Genomic DNA, 18,707 nt, shown 5'->3' on the forward strand with positions numbered 1-18,707 from the left:
GATCAGCCGCGCCCTACCGAGCCCGACACGGGAAGGTTGCCCAGCAGTTTCAAGCCGGTGCTTTTCACAAAGGTGTCGTAGTCCATAGGTTTCTGGATACGCGTTTCGGCATTGGGCAGCACGTAAGCCCAGGCACGTTTGGACGAGGCGTCATACACCAGCTTGAACAGGCGCGTCGGCACCCAGACCTTGTTGTCGCCGATGGTGCTGTAGCCAGTGTCGAACAACGGCCCGGTAAACACATACACATCGCCGCCGGCACGCACGGCGAACTTGCGCACGTCGGCCTCGACCTTGCTCCAGATCTTGCGGTTGTTGGTGGGGTCTTGCGGCACCATGTTCGACAGCGCGAAAGACTGGGCCATGGCATTGGCATTCGGCGCATCGGCAGCCGGGGATTGATGGCCACGGTCCATGTGTTGGGCGCGGTAGTCGCTCAACTCGGCGCGCCCGCCCTTGGGGATGCGCGGGTCGGCGTAGAACTGGTTGGTGCGCTCCTCGCCCTTGGCGTCTTTCAACTGCGCGGCGTTCAGGCGTTCGACCACCACCAGCGGGGTCTTGCTGGTTTGCGAATAGAGCACCGCAAAGTGATCGGAACACAGCGCCAGGGGTTTCATATTCGCCGGCACGGTAGCGGTGTTGATGGGGGTCGCGGGAAACAAGTCGGCACAGGCGTCGAACGACAGTCGCTTTTCCTGCGTGGAATAAAGGTCGGGCAGGCTGCGGGCGCTGACCCCGGTGGAGAGCAAAACAAGGGCGGACAGCCCCACTGCAATGTTGCGAAGGCGCATGCATTAAATCTTCGAAAGGGAGTAAAGCGGCAGGCTCCGCCGTGCGGAGCCAAGTGGATGATATTGCAGGATTTATTGACAGGAAATTGTAAGATTAGTGCCCGACCGCCGCAGGACTTTCCGCACTGCGCGCGCCGGGTTTGAAGCCATGCCCACGTGCGCCCCAGGCAATCGCAAACGACACACCGATCAACACCACCATCGCCCAGGGAAATGACGCCACGCCCCAGGTATCCAGCAACACTGCGCCGACCACACCGCTGCAGGCGATTGCACTGTTCCACGCCACCACATTCAGCGACAGCGCCACGTCTGCGCCATCGCCTGCCGCGTCGGCCAGGGCAGTTTGCAGCAAGGTCGCGGCACCACCGAAGCTCAGGCCCCAGACGGCCACGCCGAGGTAGATCACCTGGGGCTGATCGCCCAGCAAACCGAACACCACACTGACCAGCGCAAAGGTCGCCAGGCTCACCAGCACGGTTTTGCGCAGCAGTGGCTCGACCAATTTGGCCGTCAGCCAAATCCCGGCCAAAGCGGCAATGCCGAACACCAACAGCACCAGGTCAACCCGATCCGCCAACCCCGCTGGCGCCACGAACGGGGCGATGTAGGTGTAGAGAATGTTGTGCGCCAGCATCCAGGTGATCACCACCGCCAGCACCGGCCGCACACCCGGCGTGGTCAACACCTCTCCCAACGACAACCGCTGGTGCGCCGCTTGGGGGGCGAAGTCCGGGACCTTCACCAGCACCCAGACAATCAGCACCACCGTCAGCGCCGACATCAGGCCAAACGTGGTGCGCCACCCCACCAAGCCACCCAGCCACGTGCCCAGCGGCACGCCCAACGACAGCGCAATCGGTGTGCCCACCATCGCCAACGCCAAGGCCCTGCCCTGTTGATGCGGCGCGACCATGCGCCGGGCGTAACCGGCCAACAGGCTCCAGGCCAACCCCGCCGCGACGCCGGCAAAGAACCGCGCCACCAGGGTCACACCGTAGTGCGACGACAGCGCGGTGATGGAGTTGAACAGCAGGAAACCGACGATGGTCAGCAACAGCACATTGCGCCGGCGCCAGCCACGGGTCGCGATGGTCATGGGGATCACCGCCAATACCGAACCCAGCGCATACGCGGTAACCATCTGCCCGGCCATCGACGGCGAAATTGCCAGGCCCTCGCTGATCAACGGCAACAGGCCGGCGGGCAGGGTTTCGGTGACGATACAGATAAAGCCGGTCATGGCCAGGGCGAGCAAAGCGCCGATGGGCAGACGGTCGGATGACGCCGATAAGCTGAGCGAAGGTGTCACGGGAAACTCCTTGAGCGGATTTAAATACTGATCGATACAAATGTTGCAGGCGCACGCTGCACGTTGTCAACGACTTATGTATCGATTAGTATTTAACTCGTTTTCCACAGGAGACCCGACATGGCACAAATGGGCCGCCCCCGTAATTTCGACCGCGACCAGGCCGTAGACCAGGCCTTGCACCTGTTCTGGCAGCACGGCTACGACGCCACATCCCTGGCCCAGCTCAAGGCCGGCCTGGGCGGTGGCATCTCCGCGCCAAGTTTTTACGCCGCGTTCGGGTCCAAGGAGGCGCTGTTCGATGAGTGCGTGCAACGCTACTTGGCGACCTACGCCCAAGTCACCGAATGCCTGTGGGACGAAACCCTGCCGCCGCGCCAGGCCATCGAAACCGCGTTGCGCCAATCGGCACGCATGCAGTGTGAAGACGGGCATCCCAAGGGCTGCATGGTGGCCCTCGGCGTGATGAGCGCGCCGAGCCCGGAGAACGCGCGCGTAGCGGATGCGTTAACCCAATCACGCTTGCGCACCCGGGCTGGAATCGTAGCGTGTGTGGAACGTGCGGTGCAGGCCGGGCAGTTGCCAGACACGACCATCCCGGCCGTTATGGCGACGGTATTTGACAGTTTCCTGCAGGGCGTTTCGATCCTGGCGCGGGATAACGTGCCGCACGCAACCATCGATGCGGCGATCACGGGGTTGTTGATGACATGGGACGCCGCAGCGTCTATCGCCCCGCCCATTCGTCACGACACGCCAGCAGAAAATCCAAAAACGCCCGCACGCGATGGGGCACATACCGCCCGTGGGGATACAGCAACGTAAACGGGCGCGACCTTCCGCCAAACGGTTTCAACACTTCCACCAGGCTGCCGTCTGCCAGCTCCCGCTCGACGATAAATTTGTACGTCTGGAACAACCCCGCCCCATGCTTGGCCAGTGTCACGCCACCCAACACATCGTCGGAACAGCTGTACCCCGCCGCCCCTGCGAACTCCTGCGCCGTGCCGTCTACCTGGAATAACCAGGGAATGCGCCGACCGTCGCTGGGCAATTCGTATTGAATGCACTCAAACCCAGGCAGATCCTCCAGTGTTTGCGGGATACCGGCACGTTGCAGATAAGACGGCGCCGCGACCACCACCAGTTCACCGTTCTCCAGCAGCCGTGCGATCAGTGAGGAATCCGGCTGGGCGCGCACGCGGATTGCCAGGTCGTAGCCTTCGGCGACGAAGTCGATATTGCGATTGCTGATGTGGATATCCACGGTGACCTGCGGGTACAGCTCGCGAAACCTCGGCAGCAGCGGCAGCAGACGATGGTGGGCATATGTCGTCGGAATGCTGATGCGCAACAGGCCGGAGGGCACCGCCTGGGCGCCCATCACTTCCTGTTGCGCTTCCACCAGTTGGGTAAGTGCTTGGCGGCATTGCTCGAAAAACGTCCGGCCACTGTCGGTCAGCCGAATGCTACGGGTAGTGCGCACAAACAGGCGCGAACCCAGACGCTCTTCCAGGCGCGAGATGCTGCGGCTCACCGCCGCCGGTGTAACGCCGGCGGTTTGCGCAGCGGCGGTGAAACTGCTGGCCTCGGCAGCAAGGCAGAACAGCTCGATGCTACCCAGCTGCAAATCTTCGAAATGGCGCTTCATGATTGATTACACCGAGTATCAGCCTAAAAGATAGACAGCCTGTTTATCAGCCTTCTGCGCATAAATACAACGCTCGGTACTGGCCGCGCTTGCTTTCGCTGATGGCACACCGCTAATCTTGCGAATAATTCTTATCCGCAGACGTACCTTCTCATGTCGGCCAGCGAACTTCCCCTGAACCAGGCCGTCCATACGCTCTACACCGAGCACCATGGCTGGTTGTTCGGCTGGCTGCGAAAAAAGCTCGGGTGCCCACATAACGCTGCGGATTTATCCCACGATACTTTTGTAAGAATCCTCGCTTCCCGTGATGCGCTCGGCGGCATGCGCGAACCCCGCGCCTTTCTGACCACCACGGCACGCCACCTGATCATCGACCGCGCGCGCCGTCGCCAGTTGGAAGACACCTACCTGCGCGAATTGGCGCTGACCATCGAGATGATGGAGCAGTGCCAACAGTCGCCGGAACAGATCCTGGTCACCCTCGAAGCACTGGAGCAAATCGCCTTCGTACTCGACGGCCTGGCCCAGAATGCGCGACAGGCATTCCTGCTGTACTTCCTTGAAGGCCTGCGTCAAAGCGAGATCGCCAGCCGCCTGGGAGTTTCCGAGCGCATGGTGCGCAAGCATCTGATGAATGCCCTGATGCACTGCAACCACGCGTTAGACGTATGAGCACCGATCTCGACCAACAAGCGGCCAACTGGGTGATCCGCCTGAATGAGGGCAACCTCAGCGAGCGCGAGCAACAGCAATTCGAACGCTGGAAGGCCGCCGACCCTCGGCATGGCGCGGCCTTCGAGCGCCTGCAAGGCTTTGTCGGGCGCTTGCAGGCGTTGCGCCCGCAACAAGTGCCAGTGCAGGCCGCGCTGGAAGCCGCGCGGGTACGCCGCCGCAATCCGGCGGGTCGCGTGTTGCTGGGGGTGTTGGTGGCGTTGCCCGTGGCCCTGGCATTACGGGCGTATCCGCCGAGTTACCTGCTGGCCGACCAGCGTACCGCGCCAGCGCAATGGCAACAGGTCAACCTGGAAGACGGCTCGCAATTGACCTTGAGCGGCAACAGCGCCGTGGACCTGAACTTCAACGGCGAGCAACGCCAGGTGCGTTTGCTGCGCGGCGAGATCCTGGTGCAAGTGGCCCACGATGCCACGCGGCCGTTCACGGTGGTCACCGACGACGGCCAGATGCGCGCCCTCGGCACGCGCTTTACGGTCAAGCGAGAAACCTCCAGCACGCTGCTGAGCATGCTCGAATCCACAGTCTCCGCCACCGACGCCAGCCATCACGACGATGTGCGCGTCAGCGCCGGTGAGCAGGCACGCATCACCCCGGATGCGGTGAAACGGCTGGGCAAGATCGACCCTCGCGCCACCCAGGACGCCTGGCAACACCATCAACTGGTGGTGCAGGACCGACCGTTGCCAGAGGTGTTGGACGAGCTGGCGCGCCAATACGGCGGGCATGTGCAGTTCGACCGCGCACAACTGGCCGACCTGCGGGTGTCCGCCGTCTTGCCGCTGGATAATCCGCGCCGCGCCCTGCAATTGATCGCCGACGGATTGCCTGTGCGCATCCGCGCGTTCAGTCCGTTGTGGCTGCAGATCGAGCGTCAGCAAAAATAGTTTGGTGTACCGGGTTCCGCTTTTCACGACTGCCCCGTCAAGGAAGAAAGCACCTCAAATAACAGGAATTTCTTCCATGTCGCGCCACCTCAAGCGTTCCCCTTTGCCCCTCGCCCTGGCGATCAACCTCGCCAGCCTGACGGCCCTGAGCCTGGCCATCAGCAGCCCGGTGGCCGCACAAGAGGCAGCGCGTTATGCGATTGCCGCCGGCCCCCTTGGCCCGGCACTGAACCTGTTTGCCCAGCAGGCTCATGTGGCGCTGCTGTTCGACAGCAAGACCGTCGCCGGCCTGAATACCCGCGGCTTGCAGGGAGAATTCCCGGTCGCCCAAGGTTTCGCCCAACTGCTGCAAGGCAGCGGTTTGCAGGCCGTGCAAGGCGCCAATGGTTACGTGCTGGTGCCGCTCAATACCAGCGGCTCGCTGGAACTGGGCCCGACCGCAATCACCGGCCTCATCGAAGAAAGCAGCACCGAACACGTCAAGGGCTACGTGGCCACGCGCAATCTCAGCGCCACCAAGACCGACACCCCCATCATCGAGACCCCGCAATCGCTGTCGGTGGTCACCAGTGATGAGATCCGCGACCGCCAATCGGAAACGCTGTCGCAAACCCTCGACCTCACGCCGGGTTTTACCAGCCAGCCCACTAGCTTCAATCGCACCTCGGACCGCTTCCGCATTCGCGGTTTCGATGTGGAGTCAGCCACCGGCGGCTCCCTGCGCGATGGCCTGCGCCTGCAAAACAACTCCTACGACGGCGTGCAGGAACCCTACGGACTGGAACGCGCAGAGGTGATTCGCGGCGCGGCGTCGGTGCTGTATGGCCAACTGTCGCCGGGCGGTTTGATCAATACCGTGAGCAAGCGCCCAAGCCAGACGCCCTACCATGAGATCAACCTGCAAGCCGGGCAGAACGATCGCAAGCAATTGTCCGCCGACGTCACTGGGCCGGTGGGAGACAGCGAGACCCTGAGCTATCGCCTGACCCTGCTGGACCGCAAGAGTGACACCGCCGCCGACCACATCAACAACGACAAGGTCTACGTCGCCCCGGCGCTGACTTGGCGGCCCGATGACGATACCTCGCTGACCCTGCTGTCGTTCTACCAGAAGACCGAGACCGGCTTCTCCGCGCCCCTGCCCTACCAACTGACCAAAGGCGTGGGCAGCGGCAAGTTCCAGATCGGCCGCCATGACTTTATCGGCGAACCCGACTACGACGAAATGAACGGCGAGATGTCGGCGCTGGGCTACGAGTTCGAGCACCGCTTCGACGAGCACACGCGCATCAGCAACAAGCTGCGTTACTACCAGTCGGATGTCACGTGGCGCTACCTGCAGGTCAACACGGGCGGTACCAACATCGCTACCGCGCAAACCACTGGCCTGCTGCGCCGCCAATACAGCGACCGCCAAGAGCGTTCGCGCGGCCTGGCCAGTGACACGAATATCGAGAGCAAATGGCAGTTCGGTGACTGGCAGCACACCTTCCTGCTGGGCTTCGATGGCTATGACACCAGCTACGACTCCCACAACTTCCGTGGCACTGCGCCGGTGTTGAACCTGGCGACCTACACCTACGGCCAGCCGGTGGTGGTCAATCGCGACCCGGCCACCGACCGCGGTTCGCAGATCGACACGCTGCAAAAAGGCATCTACTTCCAGGACCAGATCAAGTTCGACGAACACTGGATCTTGCTGTTGGGCGGGCGTCATGACTGGGCAGACCAGCACACCGAACTGTTCCGCAACTCAGCCAAGAGCAGCCAAAGCGACGAAGCCACCACCTGGCGTGCGGGCTTGGTCTACAAGGCCGACAACGGCTTGGCGCCCTACATCAGCTACAGCGAGTCGTTCTTTCCGGTGGCCGGCACCAACAAGGCCGGGCAAGCGTTCATTCCCACCGAGGGCAAGCAATATGAAGTGGGCATCCGCTATCAACCCGAAGGCAGCGCCACGCTGCTGAGTGCAGCGGTGTATCAACTGGAGCAGAAAAACGTGCTGACCCAGGACCGCACCGACATCAACTTCTCGGTGCAAACCGGCGAAGTACGCTCCCGGGGTTTCGAGCTGGAAGCCAAGACCGAAGCCACCCCCAACCTCAGCCTGATCGCCTCCTACGCCTACATCGACGCACGCATCACCCAGAGCGAAGTGGCCAGCGAAATCGGCCAACGCAGCGAAGACACCCCCTACCACCAAGCCGCCCTCTGGGCCGATTACCGCCTGGCTGCCTTGGGCGTCCCGCAACTGCGCATCGGCGGCGGCGCCCGCTACAAAGGCACCACCCAGGCCTCTGGCGTACCGTCATCGATGCCCGCCTACACCCTGTACGACGCCCGCGCCAGCTACGAAATCGACCCGCATTGGGAGGTCGCGCTCAACGCCAACAATGTCACCAACAAACGCTACACCTACTGCGAGTTCGCGATTTGCCGGTATGGGGATGAGCGGCAGTTGGTCAGTTCGTTGACCTTTCGCTGGTAATGCCGCTCACCACAACGCCTGTGTGTACGTGATCAGCACCCGCACTTCATCCGCATCGCGACTGAAAGAAGAGCGGTAAGTTGCATCCCGTACCCGCAGGGCCAGGTTTTTAAAGGTGCCGCTCTGGATGACGTACTTCACTTCAGTGTCGCGCTCCCACTCCTGGCCCTGCGCGGCACCGACCTGAGCCTCACTGCCGGAAATGTAGCGGCTCATGAAGGTCAGCCCGGGCACTCCCAATCGGTCGAAATTGAGGTCATAACGCGCCTGCCAGGAACGCTCGTGGGCCTCGGCAAAATCACCGATCTGCGAGAAGTTGACCAAGTACGCGTCGCTGCCCTCCACATAGGGAAAGGCACTGCGGCCGGCCATGCGCTGATACCCCACGCTGAATGCTTGTGCGCCCACGCCGTAACCGAACATGCCGCTGAACGCCCGGTTATCAATCGGCCCGCCGCGCGCAGCGCCTTGGTCAGTGCTGGAAAAAAACCGCATGTCTGCGCTTAACTTGCCCGTCCCCAAGGGTTGGGTCGCGACCACCCCTGCAAAGTGCTGGCTGTAGACGTCACTCAATTGCGCGTAGTGATAACTGAACGTCAACTGCTTGCCGAACGTGCGGTCAAAGCCGCCCAGGCTCAAGTGATCGCCGGGGGCGTTGCGGGTAAACCGGTTGTTCTTGTTATTGAGCGTAATGTCCTCATAGCTCGTGTCGTTGCGCGCCTTGGCTTGCCGCAGTTGCCCGGCCGTCACCAACGTGTCGGCCAAGGCTTGGGACGTGACCAGCGCACCCTGGAACGACTGCGGCAGGATCATGCCGTCATTGGGCCGCAAGGTCGGCAGCGCGGGAATCAGTGAACCCACCTTCAATTCGGTACTGGCGACTTTGATTTTGCCGGTCACACCCAGCTTGCCGTATTGCGCAGCCGCCCGCCCATCACTGCGTACCGGCAGCAAGCCGCTGCCGGTACGGTCGGGGCTGGAATCCAGACGCACACCGACCATGCCCAGCATGTCCACACCAAAGCCGACAACGCCCGGCGTATACCCGGATGCAAATTTGAGCATCAGTCCTTGCGCCCACTCATCACGCTTGGATTGCTGAGGGCCATCGCGAAAATCCCGATTGAAGTACACATTGCGTGTTTCAAACGTAGCGTGGGAGTCGCTGAAAAAATCTGCCTGGGCCACGGCGCTGACCCCCACTAACAGCAGCGCGCCAAATCGAAGCGTGCTCATCGCCTTACAGCCCGCGAGGCAGCAGGCTGAGCAGCCGCTCGCCAAACAAGGTCAGGCACACGCCCAGCACCACCACCGACGCGCCGATCATTTTGATCGACGCGGCGGGCCGCACCACTGCGCCGAGCCAGCCGAAGTGGTCGATGGCCAGCGACGATAACAACTGCCCGGCAATCACCAGCACCAACAGGTTGGCCAAGCCAATGCGTGGCGCCAGCCATACGGTGCAGAAAATGGCCGCCGCGCCTAATACGCCGCCCACCAGGCGCCAGCCCGGTTGGCTGGGGATCACACTGAGGGCGTCACTCAAACCACCGCGCAGGAAGGCCATTACGCCCAACAGCAGCATCCCGGTGAAGAACGAATAGAACGCCGCCGCCAGCGTATTGCCCGTCATGGCCCCAGCCAATTGGCTGTTGACCGCCGCTTGTACCGCTATTGCGATGCCAGCCAGAAAAGCCAGCGCGAAGGAAACCAGGACCATGACAATCACCTCTTACAGGGCAGGCAGTGGGGAAAAATGTTCAGCGAACGGGTCCGGGCGATAGCCGGCAGCGCTGAACAGATGCTCGCGGGATTCTTCGGTGGCACGTTCCAACTGTTCGCGGTCCACACCCAACACAACCCCGCCGCGTTTGCGCAGGCGCCCGGCAATGATCACGGTGTCGATGTCGCTGCGTTCGGCCGCGTGCACCACGGTGCCCAGAGCGTTATTCGACGGATAGATACCGAGGTTGTCGGTGCGAATCAGCAGGATGTCGGCTTGTTTGCCCGGCGTGAGGCTGCCAATTTTTGCGTCGAGGCCGGCGCAGGCGGCGCCGTCGAGGGTGGCGGCTTTGAGCAGTTGGCGCGCGTTGACTAACGCTGGGACGTCGGGCTGGCCGTGAAAGCGTGCGCTATGAGCCGCCGCGCGTTGCAGGTAGAACGCCACGCGCATTTCGCCAAACATGTCGCCGCCGTAGCTGCTTTCGTTGTCCACGCTGAGGCCGGGGTGCATGCCGTGGTCCACGGCTTTCTGCCAGGCGAACACGCCGTCTTCCAAACCGTAGTGGGCATCCGAACGCGGGCACACGTTGACCTTCACACCGGCGTCGCGCAGTACCGACCAGCCACGGTCCGGCAAACAGGTGCAGTGGTTGAAAATGTTATCCGGGCCCAGCAGGCCTTCTTGATGCAGCGCGTCCAATTCCGTCGCCATACCTGCGCCAAAGAACTCGGTGACGATGCTCAAGCCCAACTCTCGGGCAACTGCCCATTGCTCGCGGTCGATCTGCGCCATCATGGCCAGGGTCACCAGCGCATTCGGGTCGGTGGTGTACTTGCCTTTCAAGCGGCCCAGGTCCTGGGGCCACTGGTCGGACTCCCAAGTACCCGACAATGGCGCGCCGGGTGCGTGCACGGCGCGGATGCCCGCATCCTGCAAGGCTTCGATGGCCGCGTCGGAGTGCGCGCCGCTGCGCGCGTTGTGCGAGTTGTCGATGATGGTGGTGATACCGGCGTTGATGCAGCCAAGCGCGGTCAGCATGTTGCCGACGTACATGTCCTGCGGCCGGTAGTACTTGGCAAAGGAGAAGTGGGTAGCGTTGCAGTAGTCTTCCAGGCTCGGCGAGTCCGGGTTGATACGGCGCAATTGACCTTCCCAGGCATGCCGGTGGGTGTCGACCATGCCCGGCATCACGATCATGCCCTTGGCGTCGATAACCTGGGCGCCCTCGGCGTCGAGGTGCGGGCCGACAGCTATGATGTGAGTACCGCGTACCAACACGTCGCCGTCGGCAAAATTGCCCAACGTGTCGTCCATGGTCAGTACGGTACCGCCGCGGATCAGCAGCAGGCGTTGGTCATCGGGCAACGGCGCCAGGGCCGTGTTCAACAGGTCAAAACGGGCGGGGAACGACATGGGGTGAACTCCTCGGGCCAGGGCAACATTGCCGCTTGCCTGAATTGTCCGACCCGTGGGGTTTATTTAGAATATCGAAACATCTTCAAACATTATGAAGGAGCGCATACACAATGCGCAGTCAGGATTTCCCCCACCTCAAGGCGTTTTTCAGTGTGGCCCAGACACGTAACTTCTCGCGGGCGGCGCAGTCCCTGGGGGTTTCGCCCTCGGCGCTAAGCCAGACCATCAAGGGTTTGGAGGAACGCTTGGGGGTCAGGCTGCTCAATCGCACCACGCGCAGTGTGTCGACTACCGAGGCTGGCACCCAGTTGGCCGAACGCTTGCGGGTAATTTTCGACGACCTGGATGCGGCCCTCGAAGCGCTCAACCACTACCGCGACACGCCCACCGGCACCCTGCGTATCTGTGCACCGCAGGTGGCGATGCTGCACTTTATCCAGCCGATCCTGCCGGCATTCCAGGCAGCGTACCCAGATATCCAGCTGGAACTGACCAACGACGACAGCACCACCGACATCGTCGCCCAGGGCTACGACGCGGCAATTCGCCTGGGTGAGTTCATCGAGCAGGACATGATCGCCCTCAAGCTCAGCGAGCCGCTGACACAAATCGCGATTGCCTCGCCCGCCTACCTGCAACAGCGCAGCACCCCGCAGACCCCTGCCGACCTGCTGGAACACAGCTGCGTGAACTGGCGACGCTCCGGTGAAAGTGGGCTGTACAAGTGGCGTTTTTTCAACGACGGCACGCCGTTTGAGCTGAGCGTCAAAGGCTCGCTGGTGGTGAGTGATTGCGCGGTGGCGCTGCAATCGGCGGTGGACGGGCTGGGCATTACGGTGTGGATTCGCGAGTGGCTCAAGGCCGAGTTGGACAGCGGCGCCCTGGTGCCGCTGCTGGAAGCGTGGTCCACACCCTTCCCCAGCTTTTACTTGTACTACCCGAGCAACCGGCAGATGTCGTCGGCGCTGCAGGTGTTTATCGCGGCGCTACGCCAGGGCCATGCCAACTGATCGGCGCGGCCCGTACAGCACGGCCTTGGCCACGATTACCAGCAACGCCAACCCGGCAAACAACAGCCCGCACACCAGGGTGCCAGGCAAGCCATAGGTGTCGATAAACACACCACCGATCCACGCTCCCAGGGCGATGCCGGCATTGGCCGCCGACACGTATAGGCTGGTGGCAAACGACTGCGCCTGGGGCGCCGTTTCGGCCAGCCACATCTGCGAGATGATCATGCCGCTGGTGTGGATTGCGCCCCACAGCACCACGATCACCGCCATCGCCCCCACCGACGCGTTGCCCAGGCTGTACAGCACCAGGTAGGCGACGCTCAGCAGAATCGGAAACATGACTACGGTGCCCACCAAATGGCTGGCCAACGCTCGTCCCGCCAACACATTACCCAGCACGCCGCCAATCCCGAAGATCACCAGCATCAGGCTGATGGTCTCGGCCTCCAGGCCGGTCTCGCTGCGCAGGTATTCGGCTGCATAGCTGTACACCGCAAACTTGCTGGTGAAGATCAATACCGTCGCGACAATCGCCAGCCACACCGCCGGCTTTTTCAGGATCGACAACTGGCTGGCAAAACTCTGCGCCACGGTCACCTGGCGTGGCAGCCGCAGCCATAAGCCGACACCCGCCAGCAAGGTCGCCACCGCGCAAAACAGGATCGATGCCTCGTAGGAAAACCGCCCCGCCACCCACGCCGTGATCGGCACGCCAAATACCAGGCCCAAGGTGGTGCCAATAAACGCCACGGTGGTGGCGTGAGTTGCACGCTCCTTGGGGTACAGCGACATCGCTGCGGCGAATGCGGCCGAAAAGAACACCGGATGCAACATCGCCGGCACCACCCGCAACGCCATCAGCGTCGAGTAGTTGGGGGCATACGCCGACAACACACTGCACAACGAAAAGCACAGCAAGGCGCCGACCAGCACTCGCTTGCGATCAAAGCGCGAAAACACCAGCACCAGAAACGGCCCGCACAGCGCGACGATCAGCGCAAACAAGCTCATCAACAAGCCCGCCTGGGCCACACTGACCGCGAAGCGTTCGACGATCATCGGCAAGATGCCAACCACGCCCAACTCCAGGGTGTAGAGGCCAAACAGGCCAAGGATGATGAAAGGCATCACGCTCATGGGTTTGATCGGCGCACTCATCGGGTGAAGTCCACCACCACTTTGCCAAAGGCACCGCGGTTCAAGTGGGCGAAGGCTTGCGGCACCTGGTCCAGTGGGTAGGTCGCATCGATCACCGGCTCGATGCCGTGGTGCTCGACCATGCGCACCAGGTCTTCTAGCGCCCTACGTGGGCCGACCGCCACCGCGACGATGGACGCACGGCTGCCGAGCAAGGGCATGATCGGCGTGCGCAATTCGTCAGACTCCAGCAGGCCGATAATCGACACACGACCGCCCGGCACCACGGCTTGCAGCGAACGCCCCACGTTGTCGCCACCGGCCATTTCCAGGATGTGATCAGCGCCACGGCCATCGGTCAGGGCCAACACGGCAGTGTGCCAATCCGGTGTAGTGCTGCGGTTGATCCCGTGGGTGGCGCCAAGCGCGATGGCCTGGGCGATTTTCTCGTCGCTGCTGCTAGTGACAATCACCTTCGCCCCGCTGGCCGCTGCCAACTGCACGGCAAACAGCGAAACCCCACCCGTGCCCTGCACCACCACGGTTTGTCCGGCGTGCAGGTGACCCAGTTCGATCAGCGCCATCCACGCGGTAAGGGCTGCAATCGGCAAGGTACTTGCTTGAACGGCCGTGAGATTGCTCGGCGCGCGTACGCACCAATCGGCCGGCGTGGCGACATATTCAGCGAGCATGCCCTGGATCGGCCCACCTTGGGTCGGCATCTGCGCCCAGGTCTGCGGATTGCCGTCGATCCAGTTGGTAATGTAGGTGGAGATCACCCGATCACCGACAGCGAAACGGCTGACGCCCTGCCCCACCGCAACCACCGTACCGGCCATGTCGGAGGCCGGTGTGAAGGGAAACGCCAGGGTGGCGGTCATGCCATTTTCAACCACTTGGGTATCGCGGTAGTTGAGTGAAACAGCGTCGACTTTGACCAGTACCTCGCCGTAACCAGGGGTTGGCAGTGGTCGGTTAATGAGCTGGAGGTTATCCAGGCCAAACGCGGAAATTTCCCAGCGCTGCATTGATTCGGACATAACGGCGATCTCGGTGGGTGGACGGTAGCGCCGATGATAAGAGCCGCATACGCCGGGAATAAGTGGGTGAGCACTCCTCTATCTGCGGACGTTTTGGTCCGTAATGGCGTAAGGTAATGTTCACGTCAACACGCCACCGAGAGCGACCATGGACAGCCTGAATGCACTGACGATTTTTGTATCCGTCGCCGAGACCCGCAGTTTCGTGGCCACCGGCCGGCAAATGGGTGTGTCGTCTTCTGCCATCGGCAAAAGCATCGCGCGCCTGGAGCAGCGCTTTGGCGTGCGCCTGTTCAACCGCAGCACCCGCAGCATCACCCTGACCGATGAAGGTGAACGTTTCCTGCAACGCAGCCTGCGCATCCTGGGCGAGATCGAAGCCGCCGAGGCGGAGTTCTCCCAAACCAGCAGCACCCCACAAGGCCGTCTGAAAATCAGTTTGCCGCTGGTGAGCGAGCCATTTTTGCCGGTGCTGGCGCAGTTCAAGAAAACCTACCCCAGCGTCGACCTGGACCTGACCTTCGATGACCGTCGCGTCGACGTGATCGAAGAGGGTTACGACGCAGTGATCCGCGCCGGTGACGTGCCGGACTCCAGCCTCACGTCACGACTGCTGGGGCGCTATCAGATGATGCTGGTGGGCGCCCCGGACTACTTCCAACAACACGGCGTGCCACAACGGCCGCTCGACCTGTTGCAACACGCCTGCATCCAGTTTCGTTTTCCCAACACCGGCAAACTGCAAAGTTGGCCATTGCGCGGTGAACACGCCGACATCGACCTGCCCACGTCCATGGTCTGCAATAACCTGGAAGCACGCATCTGCTTCGCTGTCCAGGGCATCGGCATTGCCTACCTGCCGGATTTCGCGATCCGCCCTGCACTCGATGCCAATGCACTGCTGCAGGTCCTCGATGACTGCTCCCATGGCGAGGTCTACCGGATCATGTGGCCGTCGGGCAAGCACCCAGCATTGAAGCTACGGGTGTTTATCGATTTTCTGAGAGCGCATTTGTTTCCCGAGCACACCTAGAACAACAAGCAGGCCTGCACCCACTTCGCGACATCCTCGTTCAAGCCACATTGGCGATGTCATGCGCAAGATTCTCAGGCGTTATAGTCTCTGGCCACACGCAGGTCAGGTCGTAGAGAACAGAGGACGTTATGGCGAAATTCAAATGTTTTTTTCTTGATCATGCTCTCGATGCAGAGCCTGACCTGCGGTTCTACGCGGAGTTCTTTCTGAACTATCAACCCTCGTTGTGGCAAAACGGAGGCGGCGACGGGGTGTTCAGCTTCATCAGCGACGCAGGTGACAAGGCTGATCTGTCCGTCCTGGAAAATACGCACCTCGGCATTTCCGTGAGGTACAACTTCAGGGCCGCAGGCGAGCGTAAAGGGGTGGAGTTTTACGCCGTGGGCCATCCAGCAAAAATGCACCTGATCGAGGACTGTGGAGACGATCAATTCGTACCCGCCGGCTCATTTCTCCCGCCTGAGAAGGCATGGCTGGCAGTAGAGGATTTCTTTACCCAGCCCCTGGAGAAATCGAGGCGAGTGGAGTGGGTCAGTTCTGCTGGGCTGGCAACAAATGACTGTTAATCATTGCCGCAAAAAATAAAGGCGCTCCGCAGAGCGCCTTTATTCATTCGGGGATCATTGCTGACTGATAGGCGTCAGATCAGCGTTTGCCCCACCCTCAATCGCAATGCGTTTTGGCTTGGCTGCCTCCGGTACAACCCTGAGCAAATCGATGCTCAACAGGCCGTTGGAGAGCCGTGCGCCATGCACTTCGATGTGGTCGTCCAGGCGGAACGACAACCGGAATGCGCGCTGTGCGATCCCCTGATGCAGGTAGGTAATGCCTTCACTGTGTTCACGTTTGCCGCCGGCGACAGTCAACACGCCTTTTTCCACCTGGATGTCCAGGTCGTCCTCCACCAGGCCTGCGGCCGCGATGACGATGCGATAGTGGTCATCCCCGTGTTTCTCGACGTTATGGGGCGGATACGCGGTACCGGCCTCGTTGCGCAGCGCCGATTCGAACAGGTCGTTGAAACGGTCAAAGCCAACGGAGTGGCGGAACAGGGGTGCCAAGGAAGCAGTAGTAGCCATAGCAAAATCTCCTGAGTGTTCTCCAAGTGATTTAACTCGCGACCCGGATTCGGCGTCGCGTATTCCCTAGGTAGGTTCAGGGGGAAAAAATTCAAGATTCACCGAAAAATTTTTCTTCGCCCATGCCTCGGAAAAGGAAAACAAAGCAGGCCTATCGCCACTTCTATATAGTAACGCTTCGCATTAAGCGGTTTGCCCAAGGTACGCGCGTCCTCTTGTCGACGGCGCGCGTCATCGTTCAGAAGGATCTTTATGCAAGGCTTTACTCCCTCCCCGGCACGCCTGTTCGGTGTGCTGGCCGTGCTTGTTTGCGGCCTGTTGACGGCACACGCCAACGCCGACGGTACCGACCGTTCCCTGACCGTCGAAAAAAACATCCAGTCCTATGTGGTCAATGCCGACGGTAGTTTTGTACTGGATGTCGAGCTCGTCTCGCGCATCAACGAAGAGCGCGCGATCCAGCCCAACGCCCAGCGTTCGGTGAGTTTCAACCGCACGTTGGAAACCCTCGACATCGCCGAGGCTTACACGCTTAAGGCCGATGGGCGCAAGGTCAAGGTCAGCGCCGACCAGATCAAGGAGCAACAAGAGAAGGCCTCGGTCGAAGCGCCGATGTTCCAGGACTCGCTGGTCAAGGTCGTGATTTTCCCGGAGGTCGCCGTAGGTGATCGCCTGGTCCTGCACTACCAGCGTCATCGCACCACACCGCTGTTTCCCGGGCAGTTCGAAGACCTCTCCGCGCCGGATTACTACCAGCAGGAAACGGTAACGCTCACCTACGACATGCCCGCCGATATGCCGCTGCATGCCGACTTCAAAGGCTTCAAGGCCTCAACGCCCGACACCGCAAAAGGACGCAAGGTCTACCGCTGGGAGCTGTTACCCGCCGAAAAAGCCCGCCCGGAAAACGGCGCTGTCGCGTACACCGATTACGGACAATTCCTCGCCGTATCGACGTTCAGCGACTACGCGCAATTCGCTCAGGCCTACGCTGCTCGCGCGCACGTCGAGGTGACACCGGCGATCACTAAGCTAGCCACCGAACTCACGGCCAAGCTGGACACACCCCACGCCAAAGCCCTGGTCTTGAGTGACTGGGTACGCAAGAACATCCGCTACGTCGCGGTCTACGTCGGTGACGGTGGCGTGGTTCCGCACGCTGCCCAGGCCGTGCTGGACAACCGTTATGGCGACTGCAAGGACCACGTCGCCCTGCTGGAAGCCTTGCTCAAGGCCGTCGCCATCGAAAGCTCGCCCGTGCTGATCAACTTCGGCAACGCCTACGTGCTGCCAAAGGTGCCGACACTGGGGTTGCTCAACCATGCGATCACCTACGTACCGAGCCTGGACCTGTACCTGGACTCCACCGCCACCCCCATCGCGGCGGGCTACCTGCCCATTCCCGAGTTGGGCAAGCCGGTGGTGCTGACCCAGAGCGGCAAGCTGGCACGCACACCGTCCCGCCAACTGAGCAAGGTGGACGGCGCGCTGGTGTTCAAGATCAACCCGCAAGGCGGGGCGGACTTTACCAACGACAACACGGTGCAAGGCTGGGGCACGGAGTTCAACCGGTTCCTGTTCAAATCCATGACCCCGACCGACCGTAGTCAACTGACCCAGAAAGTCTTGAGCATGTACGGCCAAACCGGCAGCGGCGAGATCGAGACAGACCCGCTGGACAGCAACGCCCCGACCTTCAAGTCCACGGTAACGGGCCGCACCGAAAACCTGGTCAACCTGCCCGGCCCCACCGGCGTACCCACCCTCAGCAGCCTGGCCGGCGGCATCGGCCAGAACGTGTTCAGCTTCATCTCGGAGAAGGACCGAACGCAGAGCTTCTCTTGCGCTTCGGGCACGATCAAGGAAACCGCGCGGTTCGATTTCCCCAAGGAAGTGAACATTCTGGCGGTGCCCAAGGGCGCGTCCTTGGACATCGGTGGCTTCAACTACCAGACCACCTACGTCAAGGAAGGCAACAGCGTGTTGATCACCCGCAGCTACGCATTTACCCACCCTGAAGCGCTGTGCAGCCCGCAGGATTTTGTCGCGATGAAGCCGGCGATCGAGGGGATGGTCAATGATCTGAAAAGCCAGATTATTGTGCAGACGCTGTAAGCCTGTGACGCTCGCGTGGCGGTGCGGGTGCACTGCCACGCGAGGCCGGGTTGAAACGCTTATGCCCTTCGAACCGTCCGCTTCGTGGACACGGTTTTGGCGATGCGACTCAAATCAAGAATCGAGACAACATCGCCCAGGTTCATGTTGTACTCACCGAGCAATTTGCGTAGCGCGGTCTCAAAGGTTTCCTGGAGTGCAACGTCGTCCGTGGACTGCTGGGCGTTGGGTTGATTCAAGCGGCGAAACTTGGCAAGTCTGGACATAGGCAACCCCGTTGGTGA

The 18,707-nt window shown here is 61.4% G+C and carries 18 protein-coding genes; 8 read left to right on the forward strand and 10 right to left on the reverse strand.

The genetic code is table 11. The annotated features are described in order from the left end of the window. Positions 1-2: 2 nt before the first annotated feature. Together HF257_RS01110 and HF257_RS01115 are read right to left on the reverse strand one after the other, a co-directional pair. Entirely contained in the window at positions 3-791 is a 789-nt protein-coding gene (locus HF257_RS01110; protein WP_185703942.1) for a DNA/RNA non-specific endonuclease, read from the reverse strand. A gap of 94 nt (positions 792-885) precedes the next feature. After that, positions 886-2,103, reverse strand: coding sequence for an MFS transporter (locus tag HF257_RS01115; protein WP_185703940.1), 1,218 nt, complete (start codon positions 2,101-2,103; stop codon positions 886-888). Positions 2,104-2,223: 120 nt separating this feature from the next. Between HF257_RS01115 and HF257_RS01120 the strand changes: the two genes are divergently transcribed. After that, entirely contained in the window at positions 2,224-2,928 is a 705-nt protein-coding gene (locus HF257_RS01120) for a TetR/AcrR family transcriptional regulator (protein ID WP_185703938.1), read from the forward strand. On the opposite strand, the gene HF257_RS01125 is transcribed toward HF257_RS01120, so the two are convergent. Next, complete coding sequence (locus tag HF257_RS01125; RefSeq protein WP_185703936.1) at positions 2,831-3,754, reverse strand: LysR family transcriptional regulator; 924 nt, start codon at positions 3,752-3,754, stop codon at positions 2,831-2,833. The genes HF257_RS01120 and HF257_RS01125 overlap by 98 nt on opposite strands. Before the next feature lie 153 nt (positions 3,755-3,907). Between HF257_RS01125 and HF257_RS01130 the strand changes: the two genes are divergently transcribed. The 3 genes from HF257_RS01130 to HF257_RS01140 all read left to right on the forward strand — a co-directional run bounded on the left by HF257_RS01130 (position 3,908) and on the right by HF257_RS01140 (position 7,864). Next, positions 3,908-4,429, forward strand: a complete 522-nt coding sequence (locus HF257_RS01130; RefSeq protein ID WP_185703934.1) for a sigma-70 family RNA polymerase sigma factor — start codon at positions 3,908-3,910, stop codon at positions 4,427-4,429. Next, complete coding sequence (locus tag HF257_RS01135) at positions 4,426-5,376, forward strand: FecR family protein (RefSeq protein ID WP_185703932.1); 951 nt, start codon at positions 4,426-4,428, stop codon at positions 5,374-5,376. The genes HF257_RS01130 and HF257_RS01135 overlap by 4 nt, the downstream gene beginning before the upstream one ends. Positions 5,377-5,452: 76 nt before the next feature. Then, on the forward strand, positions 5,453-7,864 hold the full coding sequence (locus HF257_RS01140; protein WP_185703930.1) for a TonB-dependent siderophore receptor: 2,412 nt from the start codon (positions 5,453-5,455) through the stop codon (positions 7,862-7,864). Positions 7,865-7,870: 6 nt separating this feature from the next. On the opposite strand, the gene HF257_RS01145 is transcribed toward HF257_RS01140, so the two are convergent. From HF257_RS01145 to HF257_RS01155, 3 genes are read right to left on the reverse strand one after another with little or no spacing between them, the layout of a single operon-like run. Continuing rightward, the gene (locus HF257_RS01145; protein ID WP_185703928.1) at positions 7,871-9,100 is read right to left on the reverse strand and encodes an OprD family porin; all 1,230 of its coding nucleotides are present in this window, start codon (positions 9,098-9,100) and stop codon (positions 7,871-7,873) included. Positions 9,101-9,104: 4 nt separating this feature from the next. Beyond that, positions 9,105-9,584, reverse strand: coding sequence for a DMT family transporter (locus tag HF257_RS01150; protein WP_185703926.1), 480 nt, complete (start codon positions 9,582-9,584; stop codon positions 9,105-9,107). A 12-nt stretch (positions 9,585-9,596) separates the two neighbouring features. Next, positions 9,597-11,000: an amidohydrolase family protein gene (locus HF257_RS01155; protein WP_185712015.1), complete on the reverse strand. Its 1,404-nt coding sequence runs from the start codon at positions 10,998-11,000 to the stop codon at positions 9,597-9,599. A gap of 113 nt (positions 11,001-11,113) precedes the next feature. Between HF257_RS01155 and HF257_RS01160 the strand changes: the two genes are divergently transcribed. After that, complete coding sequence (locus HF257_RS01160; protein WP_185703921.1) at positions 11,114-12,013, forward strand: LysR family transcriptional regulator; 900 nt, start codon at positions 11,114-11,116, stop codon at positions 12,011-12,013. On the opposite strand, the gene HF257_RS01165 is transcribed toward HF257_RS01160, so the two are convergent. Both HF257_RS01165 and HF257_RS01170 read right to left on the reverse strand, forming a co-directional pair. Further along, positions 11,990-13,174 carry an MFS transporter gene (locus HF257_RS01165; protein WP_233081205.1) on the reverse strand — a complete coding sequence of 395 codons (1,185 nt, stop codon included), beginning with the start codon at positions 13,172-13,174 and terminating at the stop codon, positions 11,990-11,992. The genes HF257_RS01160 and HF257_RS01165 overlap by 24 nt on opposite strands. Next, positions 13,171-14,193: a zinc-dependent alcohol dehydrogenase family protein gene (locus HF257_RS01170; RefSeq protein ID WP_185703919.1), complete on the reverse strand. Its 1,023-nt coding sequence runs from the start codon at positions 14,191-14,193 to the stop codon at positions 13,171-13,173. Before HF257_RS01170 ends, HF257_RS01165 begins: the two co-directional genes overlap by 4 nt. A 148-nt stretch (positions 14,194-14,341) precedes the next feature. Here HF257_RS01170 and HF257_RS01175 point away from each other — a divergent pair, with 148 nt between their 5' ends. Next, the gene (locus tag HF257_RS01175; protein ID WP_185703917.1) at positions 14,342-15,226 is read left to right on the forward strand and encodes a LysR family transcriptional regulator; all 885 of its coding nucleotides are present in this window, start codon (positions 14,342-14,344) and stop codon (positions 15,224-15,226) included. Between the two features lie 131 nt (positions 15,227-15,357). Continuing rightward, positions 15,358-15,795 carry a hypothetical protein gene (locus HF257_RS01180; RefSeq protein ID WP_185703915.1) on the forward strand — a complete coding sequence of 146 codons (438 nt, stop codon included), beginning with the start codon at positions 15,358-15,360 and terminating at the stop codon, positions 15,793-15,795. Positions 15,796-15,849: 54 nt separating this feature from the next. Here HF257_RS01180 and HF257_RS01185 read toward each other — a convergent pair whose 3' ends face one another. Then, positions 15,850-16,308, reverse strand: a complete 459-nt coding sequence (locus HF257_RS01185) for an Hsp20 family protein (RefSeq protein WP_185703913.1) — start codon at positions 16,306-16,308, stop codon at positions 15,850-15,852. A 252-nt stretch (positions 16,309-16,560) separates the two neighbouring features. Between HF257_RS01185 and HF257_RS01190 the strand changes: the two genes are divergently transcribed. After that, positions 16,561-18,423: a DUF3857 domain-containing transglutaminase family protein gene (locus tag HF257_RS01190; protein WP_185703911.1), complete on the forward strand. Its 1,863-nt coding sequence runs from the start codon at positions 16,561-16,563 to the stop codon at positions 18,421-18,423. Positions 18,424-18,482: 59 nt separating this feature from the next. Here HF257_RS01190 and HF257_RS01195 read toward each other — a convergent pair whose 3' ends face one another. Continuing rightward, complete coding sequence (locus tag HF257_RS01195; protein WP_185703909.1) at positions 18,483-18,689, reverse strand: hypothetical protein; 207 nt, start codon at positions 18,687-18,689, stop codon at positions 18,483-18,485. Between the last annotated feature and the right edge of the window lie 18 nt (positions 18,690-18,707).

The organism is Pseudomonas cremoris (assembly GCF_014230465.1).